This window comes from Thermovirga sp., assembly GCF_017656375.1.
Taxonomy (GTDB): domain Bacteria; phylum Synergistota; class Synergistia; order Synergistales; family Thermovirgaceae; genus Thermovirga.
On record NZ_JACDOB010000017.1, the window covers coordinates 1 to 16,389 of the forward strand.

At 43.1% G+C, this 16,389-nt stretch carries 16 protein-coding genes; 10 read left to right on the forward strand and 6 right to left on the reverse strand.

What is annotated here, in order from left to right; all coding sequences use genetic code 11:
* Positions 1-125: 125 nt before the first annotated feature.
* The 6 genes from H0Z23_RS06135 to H0Z23_RS06160 form a co-directional block, all read right to left on the reverse strand.
* The gene (locus tag H0Z23_RS06135) at positions 126-1,313 is read right to left on the reverse strand and encodes a cystathionine gamma-synthase family protein (protein ID WP_296868264.1); all 1,188 of its coding nucleotides are present in this window, start codon (positions 1,311-1,313) and stop codon (positions 126-128) included.
* A gap of 197 nt (positions 1,314-1,510) precedes the next feature.
* Positions 1,511-2,596 (reverse strand): NAD/NADP-dependent octopine/nopaline dehydrogenase family protein, encoded by a 1,086-nt coding sequence (locus H0Z23_RS06140; protein ID WP_296868265.1) that lies wholly within the window; start codon positions 2,594-2,596, stop codon positions 1,511-1,513.
* A gap of 110 nt (positions 2,597-2,706) precedes the next feature.
* On the reverse strand, positions 2,707-3,711 hold the full coding sequence (gene dctP, locus H0Z23_RS06145) for a TRAP transporter substrate-binding protein DctP (RefSeq protein WP_296868267.1): 1,005 nt from the start codon (positions 3,709-3,711) through the stop codon (positions 2,707-2,709).
* A 47-nt stretch (positions 3,712-3,758) separates the two neighbouring features.
* Positions 3,759-4,856: an NAD/NADP octopine/nopaline dehydrogenase family protein gene (locus tag H0Z23_RS06150; protein WP_296868269.1), complete on the reverse strand. Its 1,098-nt coding sequence runs from the start codon at positions 4,854-4,856 to the stop codon at positions 3,759-3,761.
* 36 nt (positions 4,857-4,892) lie between these two features.
* Positions 4,893-6,194, reverse strand: a complete 1,302-nt coding sequence (locus tag H0Z23_RS06155) for a TRAP transporter large permease (RefSeq protein WP_296868270.1) — start codon at positions 6,192-6,194, stop codon at positions 4,893-4,895.
* Positions 6,191-6,715 (reverse strand): TRAP transporter small permease subunit, encoded by a 525-nt coding sequence (locus H0Z23_RS06160; protein ID WP_296868272.1) that lies wholly within the window; start codon positions 6,713-6,715, stop codon positions 6,191-6,193. Before H0Z23_RS06160 ends, H0Z23_RS06155 begins: the two co-directional genes overlap by 4 nt.
* Positions 6,716-6,975: 260 nt before the next feature.
* Between H0Z23_RS06160 and H0Z23_RS06165 the strand changes: the two genes are divergently transcribed.
* The 10 genes from H0Z23_RS06165 to H0Z23_RS06210 all read left to right on the forward strand — a co-directional run bounded on the left by H0Z23_RS06165 (position 6,976) and on the right by H0Z23_RS06210 (position 16,358).
* A complete protein-coding gene (locus tag H0Z23_RS06165) occupies positions 6,976-7,692 on the forward strand; it encodes a FadR/GntR family transcriptional regulator (protein ID WP_296868274.1) in 717 nt (238 codons plus the stop codon).
* An 84-nt stretch (positions 7,693-7,776) separates the two neighbouring features.
* Positions 7,777-8,403 (forward strand): V-type ATP synthase subunit D, encoded by a 627-nt coding sequence (locus H0Z23_RS06170; protein WP_296868276.1) that lies wholly within the window; start codon positions 7,777-7,779, stop codon positions 8,401-8,403.
* 2 nt (positions 8,404-8,405) lie between these two features.
* Positions 8,406-8,753 (forward strand): hypothetical protein, encoded by a 348-nt coding sequence (locus H0Z23_RS06175; protein ID WP_296868278.1) that lies wholly within the window; start codon positions 8,406-8,408, stop codon positions 8,751-8,753.
* Positions 8,750-9,844 carry a V-type ATPase subunit gene (locus tag H0Z23_RS06180; protein ID WP_296868279.1) on the forward strand — a complete coding sequence of 365 codons (1,095 nt, stop codon included), beginning with the start codon at positions 8,750-8,752 and terminating at the stop codon, positions 9,842-9,844. Before H0Z23_RS06175 ends, H0Z23_RS06180 begins: the two co-directional genes overlap by 4 nt.
* Positions 9,832-11,796: a V-type ATPase 116kDa subunit family protein gene (locus H0Z23_RS06185; protein WP_296868281.1), complete on the forward strand. Its 1,965-nt coding sequence runs from the start codon at positions 9,832-9,834 to the stop codon at positions 11,794-11,796. Before H0Z23_RS06180 ends, H0Z23_RS06185 begins: the two co-directional genes overlap by 13 nt.
* 23 nt (positions 11,797-11,819) lie before the next feature.
* Positions 11,820-12,230 carry an ATP synthase subunit C gene (locus H0Z23_RS06190; RefSeq protein ID WP_296868283.1) on the forward strand — a complete coding sequence of 137 codons (411 nt, stop codon included), beginning with the start codon at positions 11,820-11,822 and terminating at the stop codon, positions 12,228-12,230.
* Positions 12,231-12,245: 15 nt separating this feature from the next.
* Positions 12,246-12,557, forward strand: a complete 312-nt coding sequence (locus H0Z23_RS06195; protein ID WP_296868285.1) for a V-type ATP synthase subunit F — start codon at positions 12,246-12,248, stop codon at positions 12,555-12,557.
* Complete coding sequence (locus H0Z23_RS06200) at positions 12,554-13,168, forward strand: V-type ATP synthase subunit E (RefSeq protein ID WP_296868287.1); 615 nt, start codon at positions 12,554-12,556, stop codon at positions 13,166-13,168. Before H0Z23_RS06195 ends, H0Z23_RS06200 begins: the two co-directional genes overlap by 4 nt.
* Before the next feature lie 33 nt (positions 13,169-13,201).
* Positions 13,202-14,983, forward strand: coding sequence for a V-type ATP synthase subunit A (locus H0Z23_RS06205; protein ID WP_296868289.1), 1,782 nt, complete (start codon positions 13,202-13,204; stop codon positions 14,981-14,983).
* Between the two features lies 1 nt (position 14,984).
* Positions 14,985-16,358: a V-type ATP synthase subunit B gene (locus H0Z23_RS06210; RefSeq protein WP_296868321.1), complete on the forward strand. Its 1,374-nt coding sequence runs from the start codon at positions 14,985-14,987 to the stop codon at positions 16,356-16,358.
* Positions 16,359-16,389 lie beyond the last annotated feature (31 nt).

Consider the following 16,389-nt stretch of genomic DNA (forward strand, 5'->3'; position numbering starts at 1 on the left):
CCATATGACTGTATAAAAATGATTGTGTAGAGAAGTTTTAGCAGAATTTAAGCAATGTTGAATAAAATTTGGAAGACCCGTTTTCTTCAAGGTGGTGTAGGGTCTTCCAAAAGATTGTTTTGATTTTAGACTTCTTTTAGGGCAGAATCAAGGTCTTCAATAAGGTCTTTTACATTTTCGATCCCTACAGAGTAGCGAATCAGTGTTTCTGGTATCCCCAGGGCCTTCCTTTCTTCTGCTGAACATTCCACATGACTTGTTGTAGCAGGAACTCCAGCTATGGTCTCAACGGCTCCCAAATTGGCGGCTTTGTGTGCTAGTTTGAGTCGGGGAAGGAATTTTTTTACGGTCTCAAAAGAATTTCCTTTGAGGGTAAAGCTTAACATTCCGCCATAACCTCTCATTTGCTTTTTGGCTATGTCATGACCCTCATGAAATTCAAGCCCTGGATAGAAAACCTGTTCAACTTTTGGGTGTCTTGATAGAAAGCTAGCTATCTCCATAGCATTTCTGTTTTGCCTTTTTACCCTCAATTCCAGGGTTTTTATTCCTCTAAGTAAAAGGTAGGCAGACATTGGGTGCAATGTGGCTCCTATTATTTCTTTGTAATGAAATATTTTGCTGATCAATTCTTTTTTGCCGCAGACTATGCCTCCCAAAGCATCTGCGTGGCCACCAAGGTATTTTGTAGCACTGTGTATGACCAAATCAGCTCCCAGTGCAATGGGATTTTGGTTTATTGGCGTAGCGAAAGTGTTGTCACATGCGACGATAGCCCCTTTAGCTTTGGCTTTGTGTGCAAGTCTCTTTATGTCTACTATTTTCATAGTGGGATTTGTGGGAGTTTCTAGGTAGAGCAGGTCACACCCTTTCTCAATCTCATTTTCGATTTGTTCAAAATCAGTGGTAGGGCATAATACGGCTTCCAACCCTGATTTTGGGAAAAATTCCATAAAAATTTTGCTGGTCCCGCCGTAGGTGTCTCTCAGGCTGACTACTTTTTGCCCTTTAGATAAAAGGCCAAAAAGTACACCGCTTATAGCTCCCATGCCCGTGGAGAAACTTGTTGCTGCTTCGGCCCCTTCAAGAATCCTAACTTTTTCTTCCAGGGCATCTACAGTTGGATTGGTATTTCTGCTGTAGATGTGGCCCTTTTTAATTCCCAGAGCAGCTTTAAGCCACTCATCCACGTCCTGATACCCAAAGGAGACGCTGTGAACCACTGGTATTTGGGTTGGTTCCCCATGTGTTGCCTGTTTTTCTCCTCCCCACACAGATAGAGTTCCCATATCCCATAGTTTTTCCTTTTCCATAATTCATCCCTCCCATCAATATTGAATATATTATGACAAAACTGGAAATTATGTGTACTTTTTGTATTGTAAAGAGGGCTTCGAAGCTCGAATATTAAGGGCAATGACGGATTTAGCAGATATATTTATGGTAAGGGGCCTCCGCAGCCGAACAGCGCGGAGGCCTTTATAAATATAAAAGGAGGGAGTGGGGCCAGTTAGGAAGTCAATTCTATAATCTCTGAAATAGAAAGGTTCTCGATGCCCAAGGTTTCTAGAGTAGTGCCTGAGGCGAGATAATCCTCGTCGTGTAGAAAGGATGCAAGTTTGACTACCATCTCTGCAATAGGAAGATCTAAGCCAGCCTTCTTAGTCAAAAGTAGTATAGGAACTATGACGCCAGGTACGTCTTCGGTGAGATATCTACCATATACACTTTGTCCAACTAGGTCCTTATAGGGGGATTCATTGCTATTTACATATTCGTATATGGTCTTAGTATCGTTGTTGCCGTAGTACATTTTTAGTTGAGATAGGCAATCTTGAAGGTTTAGGCCTAACTTTTTGCCAGCTATTATTCTCTCTTCGTCCAGCTTATGCATTTTTTCGGAGATTATCGGAGTGATGCCGTCCATGTAATGGCGAAATGTATTTCCGTTTTTCTCTATCTCGCCATAGTTAAGAAGGACAGGGAATGGATGGAGAGTGTAGTTAATGTTGTCAAAGTCGATCTCTAGAAGGTTTTTAGCAGGTATGTATTTCACATATCCATCAAAAATGTCGTTCATCACTTTGAGAATTTCATCGTTCTTACTGTTCGGCGAGGTTCCAATCTTCATGCAGAATTTTTTCTTGTATATCATTACCTTATTGTAGGTGTCTATCCTGCAGGCATACGGCATTGAGGCTGTTTCAGAGATAGTTATATTTTTGTGTATGCCAGCTTCCTTCATCATTTTCTTGAGCCTCAGGCCACCGAAATTACCGGGAACAATTACAATGTTTTGTCCATCTTCCAGATGGGGTATCATCTTTTTGAAAATTGGTTCATGGGCAAACGCAGGAACCACTACCAAGATAAAGTTTGCATCCTTAACGGCCTCAGCTATATCCATGGTAGCTCCAAGAAGTTTGCCCCCTACATTTATATCGCCTTCAAGGAACATTTTCTTTTCTTCTCTTATTTTTTTGAAGTCTTCTGTTTCCTCCAGAGGTTCCCACATTATTACAGGATAATTTTTTGCAGCAATTTGGGCGCACCAAGCTCGTGCTCCGTTTCCACTACCCAAAACAGCGAATTTCAAGATAAATGTCCCCCTTCCTCGAGTTAAATACTATGATTCTAATATCCTACAAATAATAAAGGTCAAAAATACTTCCCTGAGAAAATGTTTTCCCAGGGAAGTAAACGTGCTTAATTGTTGATATTGTTAAGAACGTTATCTGCCCACTCCTCGCCAAGATCTTTCTTGATTTCTGGCCATACTTCTGCTCTGACTTTCTTGGCGATGTTGTTTAGCTCTTCATCGGTTAGTGGAACGATAGTGATGCCGTAATCGGCGAGACGCTTTTCGTTAGCGGCTTGATCCTTCTCTGCCTGAACCATTCTTCTGGCCTCAAATTCCTTTGCTGCATTGAGGACAACGTCCTGGAGATCTTTCGGAAGCTTATTGAAGGCTTCCATGTTCATGTACAGGTACCACTGCTCAAAGTGGGTATTGGCCGGGATGTAGTACTTTATAACATCTCTAAAATTGGCATAATAGCCCTCAGCTCCAGAGCCGATTATGCCGTCGACTATACCAGTTTGGATAGCGGTGAAGGCTTCAGAGAAAGGTATAGGTGTAGCTTGGTATCCAATAGCGTTGGCTAGAAGCTGGAAAGATTTCAGCGGAGGAACTCGAACCTTGATGCCTTTTTTGACGTTGGGGTCTCCTGGTGCTACAGGATCAGCTTTAAGGGCAATGCCTCCGAAGTAAACAGGATATGCTGCGAGGTACTTTATGTCCTGCTTGGCGAAGAGTTCGGCAGCAACATTCATTAGAGGGCTTCCAGTGGCATAAACTTTTTTCGCCTGTTCCCATGTTGCTACCATGTAGGGCAAGTTGAGAATTTGAATCCTTCTGTCGGCTGCAACACCAGGGGGTTGGCAAGCCATTTCTATGGCTCCCACGCTTATTCTTTCATGAACAACTGTGTAATCCCCCAATTGGCTAGCAGGATATATTTCTATCTTTATTTGACCTTTTGAATCTTCAAAGACCTTATCTGCAAACCAATGTACATCTTTGTCAATAGCTGTTCCCTGAGGACGAACATGAGATAGTTTCCACACGTATTTCGGTGCAGCCAGTGCTGCTCCAGCAAATGTCCCAAGGATGAAGGCCAATGCTACAATTGCTAGTATAGCTTTTCTCATTTTACTTTCTCCCCTTTCTTTATCCCTTTGATTATTTCTTATTTCCTTCAGCGCCCATTTTCTAGGTATTCAATCAGATCTTTCACCTCCAATCCATCAAGTCCTAGATTTTTAAGGCTTCTTCCCGTTTTCCTGAATGGCTCTTCCATTAGAGCAGAGCACAGGGTTATGATGCTGTCGATTATGGGGGTTTCCACTTTTGCTGCTTTTGCAAGGTCTGCTATTGGTACTAACAAGTTGGGAATGTCCTCTGTAATGTATCTGTGACGCACCTCTTTGGGAGCATCAGAACCATGGCTTGCGTAAACGGGGTTTTTAGCTAGGAGTTCATATATAGTTTCTCCCTCCACCGGATAAACTGCCTTTATCCAGTCAATTGCTGAGATTAGGTTTAACCCGTAGGCCTTTCCTACTTGTAGCCTTTCTTTATCCATAAGCTCTTGCAGTTTGCCGACAGAAGGTGTCACACCATCGGTGTAAAAGCGGAAATTTCCTCCTGTGGACTCTATCCGTCCCGCATTGAGCAGAACTGTAGTTGGATGGACTATCATGTTCATGTTGGAAAAGCCTATTTCAAGAACGTTTTTTGTTGGCTTTAAAGGGATGGGGAAGTAATCTTGTATTCTCTTTATGAGGTTGTCGGTTTCTTTCCCAGGTAAGGCTGAGATATTTACAGATTTTTTTACTCCCCAAACGTTGACTACCCCAGGTTCAATCGCCCTGCAGGCATAGGGGAGAGTATCTGTCTCCGCCAGGGTTATATTCAAAGAAGTCCTTTTTTCTCCCATGTAGTGTGCGGCTTCTAGGCTGCCAAAATTTCCTGGGATAAGTATTACGCTGCTTCCTTCCTTTAATAAATGCGTTGCCTCTTTCAATATGGGCATCTGTCCAAAAGAAGGGACTACAACATATACAATTTCAGTTCCTTCCAAAGCCTCTTTTATATCTGACGTTACTGCCTGGAGTTGGCCAAACCCCTCAATAGTGCCTGTTAGTTTGACTCCTCCAGCCTTTCGGATAGGAGCCAGCTTATTCGAAAACTGAGGTAATTCATAAAGCTTGACTGATTTGCCCATCATGGCTAGGTGCCCACTGAGAGCTTGGCCTCCATTACCTGCGCCTAAGACTGCTATTTGTTTTTCCATTTTGAAATGCCTCCTTATTTTTCTCACGTTTCAGGCTTAAAGGAAGCCTAGAAGTTTAGGTAAGAATAACGAAAGGTCTGGCCAGAAAGACGTCAAGAACACAACAGGTACATAGCCCAGTAGGAGCAGGACCATCGCAGGCTTGACTATTTCCATAAACTCGACTTTTCCAATCCTCATGCCAAGATATAGGATGCTCGCGTATGGAGGGGTAACTCCTCCCATGGCAAGATTGACACCCATTATTGCTGCGAACTGAATGGGGTGTATCCCTATAGCTTGAACAAGGGGTAAAAGCAAAGGTGCAATAAGAATTACGCCTGTGATGTCGTTTACTATCATGCCCACGAAGAACAACAAGATGTTAATCATCACTAGGAGTATTACTTTGTTTTGGGTTATATCGAAAATTACTTGTACCAGAGCTTGGGGAACCCTCAGCATAACGTATGTCTGGCTTAACATCAGGCAAAAGAGAATCATTATGAGTATGGCTCCAACGGATGTAGCGGAGTTCCAAGCTATTTCGTAAAAGTTCTTGAGAGTAAGGCCTTTATATATGAAAAAGCCCACAGGTATGGAGTAAATGACGGCTACTGCTGCAGCTTCTGTCGGTGTCATAATGCCCCCATATATTCCCCCAAGGATTATAAAAGGCATCATTAAAGCAGGAAGAGCAAGGCGAGTCCTTCTTTTGATTTCGTTCCATTTTTCTTTTGGAGGTAGTTTGGGCTCTAGCTTCAAGTCGAATTTTCTTGACCATATAATGTTTATGAGAGCGAAGAGGAAAGTTATCAAAAGGCCTGGCCCTACTGTCGCTAGAAAACATGCGAGTATAGAGGTTTCAGTAACCCAACCGTAAACTATCATGACCACACTAGGAGGAATTAGTAAGCCTAGAATTGAAGAATCGGTTACAAGGGCGGTCGCATACCCTCTAGGATATCCTTCTTGCTCCATTCGGGGAATCAATATGGGGCCAGTTGCCGCGACGCCTGTGAAGCCACTGCCAGATATTGCTCCAATTATAGCGCAACTTACAGAAGCTACTACTCCCAGGCCACCTCTCATTCTCCCTACAAAAACGTTGACAAAATCTAGAAGGTATTTAGCGATACCGCTTTCACTCATAAGAGTTCCTGCAAAGATAAAAAGTGGCACACAAAGAAGAACGGAGTTTGAAATTTGTCCAAGCCCCCATAGCAACATGCCCTTCATAGTTGCTCCACCCATAATGCTCATAACCATTAAGCCTCCGCCGAAACAAAAAGGGAGAGGGACTCCCAATGTTAGGAATGCCACTACAACTAGAAGGGAAACTATTACAGTGAACATCATGATAGGATTCTCCTTTCAGATGATTGTGCTTTCTTGAAGAGATCAAAATTGTGGATGAGTTCTAGGAACGTGTAAAAAGAAATTACAACGAGAGCCATAAATACCATAGCGTCAGCGTATATGGTAGGTATGTAGAGCGTAGGGCTTACTTTGTCTACCCTCATGGAGTATTTGAGGAAATCCCATCCCCAATAGCTTAACCAAAGTGAAACTATCAAAGAAATTATTGATGCTATGGAACGGACTAGGTAGATGGTCTTCTCTTTTTTTAGGAAAACTTCTAAAACTCTCGCTACTATTTGACTTCTTTCAAGGGATGCGTTCATAGCTCCTATGAAGTAGAGCCATATAGATGGAAAGAGCAATAGTTCTTCAATTCCCATCAAGGGAGCTTTGAAGACATAACGTAAAACGACTTGAATAAAGACCATAACAGCCACGGCAACCATCAAGAAAGTTAATAAAGCGCGTTGGGCTTTCTCTACCCAACTAAGGAAACCGGAATACTCAGTGTTACCCAACAAGGCGATCCCCCCTAAAGAATTAAATTATTGTATAATTTTCATATAAGCGCTGATATCTGATGAGCGCCCAAAATGTCAGCAGTATAAACATAATATCCTAATGTAGGATATTTATATGGTGGTATGATAATAGCAAGAAAGTCGACGTGTCAAATGATTTTTCTTTGTATATTGAATGCAATATATGATTAATTTGAGTTCTTTCATTATTTTGAGTCTAGGATTTTTAAATTGTATATATTGGAGGAGTGATAACATTGTTTAAACCTGCTGAGAGGTCCACCCTTTACAAAGAAGTAACGGAGCAGATGCTTTTGGCTATAAAAAATGGGGTGTGGAAGGTGGGGGATAAAATCCCCAGTGAAATGGAACTTGCTGAAAAGTTTCAGGTGGGCAGGAATTGCATAAGGGAAGCGACAAAATCTTTAGCTGTGTCGGGTATTCTGGAGGCGCGACCTGGACAAGGAACCTTTGTTTCTCCTGTAGCTTTGAGAAAGATTATGGCTTATGAACTTTTCGATTACATGAATGAAGAAAGGGCCTGGATAGAGTTGATGCAAGTCAGGGCAGCGTTGGAGGGGGATTTGGCCTATTTGGCTGCTGAGAGAGCGACCCCTGAAGACATTAAAAAATTGGAAGAGATAATAGCAAGAAGCGTTAAACAGAATGGCAAATATCATCCGTTGGACCAGGAACACTTATTGGTGCATTCTGATTTTCATGAAGCAATAGCCGAGATAGCAGGCAATAATTTTGCTCTGAAGCTTTTAAAGTCTATCAAGTCGGAAATAAATGAACATCGTAAAAAGTACTGGGCATTTGACGAGAAAGTTTGGGAGAAGATGATAAGAGCCCACAAGCAAATTGTGGAATACATAGCGAACAGAGAACCAGAGAAGGCAAGGCATCTTATGAGAAAACACCTAATGGAGAGTATAGAGGATTACAAAAAACTAAAGGAGAATTCAAAGTAACACAAGAAGGTTGAACAACCTTCCCTTAAAAAATATAACTTGTATAATAAATTAAAGGTGATGCTTTTTGTGGAGGTAAATGGTTTGGCTGTTAAGGTTGTACCAACAAGAGGTAATTTATTTAAGCTCGTTCGTAAGTTGAGAATGGCTCGCAAAGGGCATGGGCTTTTGGAGCAGAAGCGCCAAATTTTAATGTTGGAATTGAGTTCAACAATAGCCAAAGCCCGAAAAGTTCAAAAAGAAGTAGCGGAAGTGTTTGAAGATGCGTATTCGGCTTTACAACGAGCGAATATATCCTTGGGGGTTGAGACAGTAGAGGAGATAGCCCATTCCATACCAGAGGAACAGCGCTTCGTAATACGTCTGAGGTCGGTCATGGGAGTGGAAATCCCTGAGGTGGACCCCTTAGAGCCCAAAACTACCCCTGCATATTCCTTTTTGGAAACATCCAGCTCGATGGATGAAGCTTATCTTGCCTTTTGTAGAGTTCGATCAATGCTTTCACAACTTGCCGAGGTGGAAAACGCCGTTTACAGGCTTGCTGTGCAGGTTCGCCGTACCAACAGGAGAGTCAACGCTCTAGAAAAAGTCGTCATTCCAGCGACGATGGCTTCAATTGCTGAAATCTCGTCTGTGCTGGAAGAAAGTGAGCGCGAAGATTTTGTCAGGATGAAGACAGCAAAGAATCAAAAGACTAAGAAGGAGGGATGAGTATGCCCTCATTACAGGAATCTTTAGCCGTCCTACTTGGCGCTGAGAGCGAAGGTGTCAGGGAGGTAGAAGAAGCCAAAACAGAGGCAAAGAGGATCCTCGCCTCGACTAGTGAAAAAATAGCAAAGGAAAGACAGCGTCGGCTGCAGGCAGCCAAGGAAAGGGCAAGGGCTGTCCTTGAAGGAGCGAGAGCCGCTGCCGATGAAGAAGCCAGACAAATTGCCGAGATGGGCAAAGCAGAGAGGGACAGAATTCAACGACGATTTGAGGAAGTAGTGGAATCAGTTGTAGATGCTCTTGTTGAAGAACATATAGCAAACTTATTAAAGGGTAAGGGTATAAATAAATGATATCCTTTTTCTCTTTAGGAACACGTGTTGTTGCAGGGAGCCGTTCTCATGTTTTGTACGCCAGACTCCTTAAAGATGAGGAAATGTGGCGAATACTAATGTGTGATGATGTGCATGAGATAGTGGATCAACTGGCTAGGATTCCAGGTTATAGCGATGCTGTGAAGTTTATTCGATCTGAGGAGATTAGCAGAGTCCAATTAGAAACACGCCTTAAATTAATACCTCTTCAGCAAACCCAAATTTTCCTCAAGCTAATGCGCGGAAAATATAGATATTTTCTGTTGTCGTGGATAGGTAGATATGAGGCTGCCACACTTAAGAGGATTCTTAGATATATTTTGACGAAACATGGTAATAGAGAAAATATCAGGAAGTGGTTGCTTTCATTGGGAGATACTACTATACCCTTTGAGTTACTTATTTCAAGCAGAGACTTTACTGATGCTTTTGAAGCCCTTAAGGGGACTATTTATGAAAAACCGTTGAAGGAACCTTTGAAACGGCTGGCATCTGGAGAAGAAAATTTGTTTTACGCCGAAACGGCAATTGACATTATGACTGTGATGAATCTTTTTAAGGCTGCTAAGGCACTGCCTGGTTTAAATCGCTATAGGGTACTTAAAATAATAGGCTTGTATGTAGACCTATTAAATGTGATGTGGATATACAGAGGCATAAGATACTACGATATGACCCCAGAACAGCGTTTGGCTCGCCTTTTGCCATGTCATTACAAGTTCAGTAGAAGTGTTTTGAGGTCTTTGGCTAGGGCAGTTGATATCAACGAATTTTGGGATTTACTTAGATCCACCGTTTACGGCAGTTTGTTTGAGGACAGTGCCTTAGAAAGTGAGATTATCTTTGAGAGGGATTGCAGAAGAGCCGTTCGAAAAGCTGCCCACCAAGTTTTTAGGGCTGGCAAGCCAGATTTTTCGTCTGTAATAGCCTATTTGACTTTATTGGAATACGAGATAAATGACCTCTGCACCATCATAGAGGATGTGCGTTATGATTATGATAGACGTCAAGCTGCTTTATATCTGGTAAGGCCTTTAATACCGGAAGGTGAAATACGATGGCCGTTGTAAGAATGTTGGCCCTTACTCTTATAGGGCCCAAAAAAGAAATGGAGAAAGTTGCCAGTTTGATGGTTCTTTCAGGAGGGTTTCAGCCTTTACCTCTAGATTTGCTTTTAAAGGATAGAACCATTCGTTCAAAAATAACGTCTGTTTCTGAGAATCCTTATGATGAACTTCTTGTAAAGCTTGCTTCAATTTGGCAAGCTGCTGGAGAAAAACCCCCTCTTCCTATGCCCATTCAAGTGTCGCCTGATTTTAGCCTTAAGATAGCATCCATGCAGATCAACAAGATAGTCCGTCGTTTGGAGTTGTGGGCTTCCAAAAAAGAGGAACTTAGCGAAAAGCTAGAAAGGCTAGAGGCTATATTGATCTTGATGAGGGCACTGAAAGAAAGAAGCCTAAATTTGGAGGACCTCTTCGACACTAAATATTTGGTCCCTATTTTCGCAAAGGCCAGTGACGACAACTTCCGAAGGTTGGTGGATTCATCAGAAGAAGCGCCATTATTAATAGAGCCGTTGCTTTCAAGAGGAGGTAATACATGGTTTTTAGGTCTTACTGCACCAGGCTATGAAGAAGGAGCCCAAAAACTTTTGGAAAGCCTTTATTGTAAAAAATTTTCTCTGAAAGATTTGCAGCAGGAGTTAAGGGGTAATGTAGAAGAATCTATTTCCAAAAGGATAGAAAATCTAAAAAGAGCCATAAGTGGGCTTGAAAAAGCTTCATCTATGCTCCTTGAGCAAAACAGGGAATACTTCATTAACCTTTATTCCACCATTTATACAATGCAGAGAGTTTATGAATTGTGTCGTGGCAGGGGGGAGTTGAAAGACCTGTACATTCTATCGGGATGGATTCCAGAGGATATATTGGAAAGAGTGCGTCCAGATTTAGAGAGGCTTGCACCTCAGACAGTTATTCATGTGGAGGAAGTAAAGGCAATACCATATTCGGGGATAAAAGTCCCTACCTTGCTTAAGAATTTACCTTTTGTAAGAGCCTTTCAAGATGTTGTAGCCCTTTATAGCTTGCCTAGCTATGGAGAAATGGACCCTTCTTTTTTGGTAGCGATAACCTTTTGCCTGTTCTTTGGATTCATGTTTGGAGATGTAGGTCATGGAGCGATGTTGTTTGTGATAGCAGCAATCCTTCAAAAAAAGAAAGTCCTTTCCCGTTCCATGGGGATCGTACTTAAATCAGCGGGAGTCTCTTCAGCTCTTTTTGGCTTCCTGTATGGAAGCATGTTCGGTATAGAAGGAATAATACATCCGCTGTGGATTTCCCCTATGGAGGATATGGGAGACCTTTTGGGGTTTTCCATAGGCATTGGGGTATCTATTTTGACTTTAGGAATGGTCTTGAACATGATAATTCAATATAGGGCAAAAGATTTTGGAAGACTCCTTTTTGATGGTCGAGGGCTAGCAGGTGCCATCCTGTATTTATCTCTTGCTGCTATGAGCTATGCAACCTTCAAAGGAATCCCGTTGCCCGGGCCTAAATGGGTCTATTGGTCTATTCCAATACTTTTGTTTTTAGTCATTTTGTTTAGAGATATCTTGGCACGGGTTATCTTGAGAAAGAGGGAAAAAGAAGAGGAAAAGCTAGGGCTTTATGTTTTCGAGGTTTTTCACAACTTATTAAGTTTTTTAAGTAATACGGCATCCTTTGTTCGTCTTGCTGCCTTTGCTTTAAACCATGTGGGTTTGTCTTTGGCGGTAATGATGCTTTCGGATATGGTTAGAGACCTGCCAGGTGGTTTGATTTTAAAGGGCACCTTGCTGGTCTTAGGGAATGTTTTGATTGTGGGTTTGGAAGGGTTAATTGTTTTCATACAGACGTTGCGTCTTGAATATTACGAGTTTTTTGGGAAATTCTACCGTGGTGGCGGCAAAGCCTTCAGACCAGTTACTTTTGAGGGGAAGATGCCATTTCGCAAATCAAGGTCAGTTATCAAATAGACTAAATGAGGGGGAATGTTCAGATGTTCGGCCTTTTGGTGTTGGCTTCAGCCTCTATTGCAACCGTTTGTTTGGGTCTTTACTTGAGTAAGGCTGTGTTGAGCAAGGGAAGATCTATTTTGCGATTTGTATTGCTAGGCCTGTTTGCTTCTCTCGTTTTAGGGGGTATTTTAACAATTTCCCCCGGAGTATCGTTGGCTGCCGAAGGGGTTTTGTCTTCTGGTGCTGGAATGGGTTTCATAGGAGCCGCGGTTGCAGCCGGTCTTGCTTGTATTGGCGCAGGGATAGCTGTTGCTGTAGTTGGAGCTGCGGCAATGGGGGTTATAGGTGAGAAGCCTGAGATGTTGGGTACTACCCTTATATATCTAGGGTTGGCCGAAGGTATTGCTATATATGGGGTCATAGTTGCCTTGCTTATCTTGGGCAAAATATGAGGGTTTGATATAAAAATGCGTGCCTTTTTAATAAGCGATAATTTGGATAGCCTGGTGGGAATGCGCCTTGCTGGTGTAGAAGGTTGCATTGTAAGAAACGCAAACGAAACGAGCCTCGCCATTGAAGAAGCTTTGAAAGATACAGAAATAGGTATCCTCATCTTTACTGAAAAAACGGCATCGTGGGCTTCAAAGCAAGTGAAGTTCCTAAGGGAGCAAGGTCATCTCCCCCTAATCGTTGAGATCCCGGATCGTCACGGCATGAAAAGGGAAGCAGATTTCCTTACTTCCTACGTGCGGGAGGCTTTAGGAGTGAATATAGAATGAGCGAAGAGATAAAGGAAAAACTAAATAGCTTAAGAGAACTCCTCTTGATGGAGGCCGAACAAGAGAAAACTAAGATCCTCGACATGGCTAAAAAAGAAGCGGAGGCCATGGAAAAAGAAGAGATGGAGAAGATATCGAGAGAGGAAGCTCTGATCCTTAAGGAAGCTAATGAAAGGGCTGAATCCCTTAGGCGACGACAGGTTATGGCTGCGGAAAGAGAGAGGAGAACGGAGCTTCTTCGGTTACAAAATAAATTGATTAAAGAGGCCGTTAATATGCTGGAGGACAGGTTGAATCAGCTTAAAGATGATTCTCGATATCCCCAGATACTCGTTGCGCTGGTAGAGGAAGGTGCTTCTGTGTTGAAAGACGTGGCTATTATAAAAATAAGGTTGTCAGCCCAGGATGCAAGTTTAGGCGAGTATGTGGCTCAGGAAGCCCAAAGGAGACTTAAGGATCTCAAAGTTACTTTTGACAATGACCCTGCTCCTATATTTGGAGGCGTTTGGATCTACTCAAGCGATGGGAAACGTTTCGTAGGAGCAGATTGGAAAACTAGGGCTCAGGAATTAGCTACATCATTGGCTGATAGATTGTTGCCCCTTCTTTAAACATGTAGAGGCTAGATAAGGGAGGATGTGGGTTTGAATAGTTTGGGCACGATTGTGAGTGTTAACGGTCCCGTAGTTAAGGCCAGAGCTATGCGAGCATTTGGAATGAGAGAGATGGTTCGTGTAGGGGAACTCAACCTATGGGGCGAGATTATAAGAATGGAAGGAGACGAGGCCTTAATACAGGTTTTTGAGGATACTCAAGGGTTGCGTATTGGTGAGCCTGTAAGAGGCACAGGAAGGCCTCTTTCCGTCGAATTGGGACCGGGGCTTGTAGGGAAAATTTTTGATGGCATAGGGCGCCCTCTGGATGTTCTTTTGGAAGAGGAAGGGGCCATGCTCTCTCGTGGGGTTCAGGTGCCAATGCTTGATAGAAAGTCCTTGTGGACTTTTAAGCCATCTGTGAAGAAGGGGGACGCTGTTGCAGGAGGTATGGTGCTCGGGAAAGTTCAGGAAACCCCGCTTCTGGAGCACAGAATACTGGTTCCTCCTTCAGTTGAAGGTGAGGTAATATATATACGTCAAGAGAGTGTAGTAACAGCCTCCGATGTTATAGCGAAAATCAAGGACGTATATGGAAATATAGTTGACGTTCCAATAGTTCATGTTTGGCCTGTAAGAAAGGCCCGCCCTTATAGAGAAAGGCTCTTGCCTAATGAACCCTTGGTCACAGGACAACGGATCATAGATGGGCTTTTCCCGGTAGCCAGAGGAGGAGTTGCAGCTATTCCTGGTGGTTTCGGTACAGGAAAAACTGTAACCCAACATCAGCTTGCCAAATGGAGCGATGCCCATTTAGTCGTTTATATAGGCTGTGGAGAACGAGGAAATGAGATGACTCAAGTTTTGGAGGAGTTCCCTCAGTTAAATGACCCTCGTTCAGGTAGACCTCTTATGGAACGCACTATTCTTATAGCGAATACCTCAAATATGCCGGTTGCTGCCCGGGAAGCTTCGATATATACAGGGATAACTATTGCTGAGTATTTCCGCGACATGGGATATCATGTTGCTCTCATGGCAGATTCAACGAGCCGTTGGGCAGAGGCACTTAGGGAAATATCAGGGCGGCTAGAGGAAGTGCCGGCTGAAGAGGGATTCCCCGCTTACCTGCCTACTCGTTTGGCAGAGTTTTATGAAAGGGCAGGGCGTGTTGTCACTTTGGGAGGCGATGAAGGAAGCATCACTATTATTGGAGCAGTATCTCCTCCTGGAGGGGATTTTACGGAGCCTGTCACGAGAAACACCAAGCGCTTCATAAGGTGCTTTTGGGCTTTGGACAAGAGTCTAGCTGGAGCTAGGCATTTTCCTGCAATTAATTGGCTTGAGTCTTACAGCGAGTATGCAAAAGAAGTGGAAGATTGGTTTTCAACTCAGGTAAATCCCAAATGGGGTGATTATAGAGACAAAGTAAGAGCGCTTTTGGCGGAGGATGAAAAAATACAGCAGGTTATACGCCTTGTAGGAGAGGACGTATTGCCTGATGAACAGAAATTGGTAGCGTTTACTGCATTTTTGCTGAAAAATGGATATCTTCAACAGAATGCATTCAGCGAAGATGCTTATTCTCCTCCAGAGAAGGGCTTTGCAATTTTGGAGATAATTCTTCATTTTTATGAGAAAGCCTCCGAGCTTGTGAAGCGAGGAGTTCCTCTTTCTCTTATAAGGGAAGGCAAGCCTGTACTTGAAATAGTCCATGTTAGGGAAAAATCGAAGGAAAATATCATGATGGAAATATCCGATTTAAAGAGAGAATTAGATGCCTTTTTGGAAAAAGTTGGAAGTGAAAGAAAGGCTACGAGAGGAAGGGTCTAATATGCCAGTAGCTGAGTATATAGGTCTTAAAGCCATAAATGGGCCTTTTGTCTTGGTTGAGAATGTTAAAGGTGCAGGATATGGAGAGATAGTTGATGTTGTAGGACCTAATGGGACAGCCAGAAAAGGCAGAGTTGTGGTTCTTGATGAGAGAGCAACATTAATTCAGGTGTTTTCTGGCACAGAGGATTTGATCCCAGAAAACACACGGGTTCGTTTTTTGGGAAGGGAATTAACAATGACATTAGCCCCGTCCATATTGGGGCGTACCTTCAATGGCCTAGGGGAGCCGAGAGACGGTTGTGGCCCAGTGTTTGGGAATTTGGTGCGTAACGTAAATGGCAGCCCTATTAACCCTATGGCCAGAGTATATCCAAGGGATTTTATTCATACTGGCATTTCTGCCATAGATGTTTTAACCACCTTGGTCAGAGGGCAGAAGCTGCCTATCTTTTCGGGCAATGGATTGCCCCATAATAGGTTGGCCGTTCAAATTGCTACCCAATCAAGACTTTTGGGTGCGGAAAACTTCGCGGTTGTTTTTGTAGGAATAGGGATAAAACATGATGATGCAACTTTTTTTGAGCGGAGCCTTATGGAACAGGGGCGAACTAACAACATAGTAACGTTTTTGAATTTGGCGGATGATCCTGTCATAGAGAGAATTGCCGCCCCGCGGTTTGCCTTGACTGCTGCCGAATACCTTGCCTTTGACCTTGGCCTTCACGTGCTTGTTATAATGACAGATATGACAAATTATTGTGAGGCGCTGAGAGAACTAGGGGTGGCTCAAGGAGAGGTGCCAAGCCGAAAGGGTTATCCAGGGTATATGTATAGCGACCTAGCATCCCTGTACGAGAGGGCTGGGGTGCTGAAAGAAGGAAAGGGAAGTGTGACCCAGCTTCCTATCCTAACCATGCCTAACGATGATATTACCCATCCTATTCCAGATTTAACTGGCTTTATAACTGAAGGCCAGATAGTTCTTTCGAGGGAGTTGGATAGTAAAGGTATTTACCCACCCATTGACGTTATGGTCAGTCTTTCCCGTCTGATGAAGGATGCTATTGGCAAAGATTATACTCGGGATGACCACCCAAATGTGGCGAGTCAGTTGTTTGCTTCTGTGAGCAGGGTGGAAGAGGTGCGAGCTTTAGCTGGTGTAGTAGGTACTGATGAGTTGAGCGAGCAGGATAAGGCGAGCCTGAAGTTTGGAGAGTATTTTGAGAGGGAGTTCCTCAATCAAGGAGAAGACGAAGACAGAGACATAACTAAATCCCTTGATTTGGCCTGGAGTATTCTCTCCGAGTTGCCGAGAGAACAACTTACAAGGGTTACGTCTGAGGAGTTGAGGCTGCATATAAAGAAATTTTGAAAGAGGTGGCACTTCTATTTCTTGTATATAA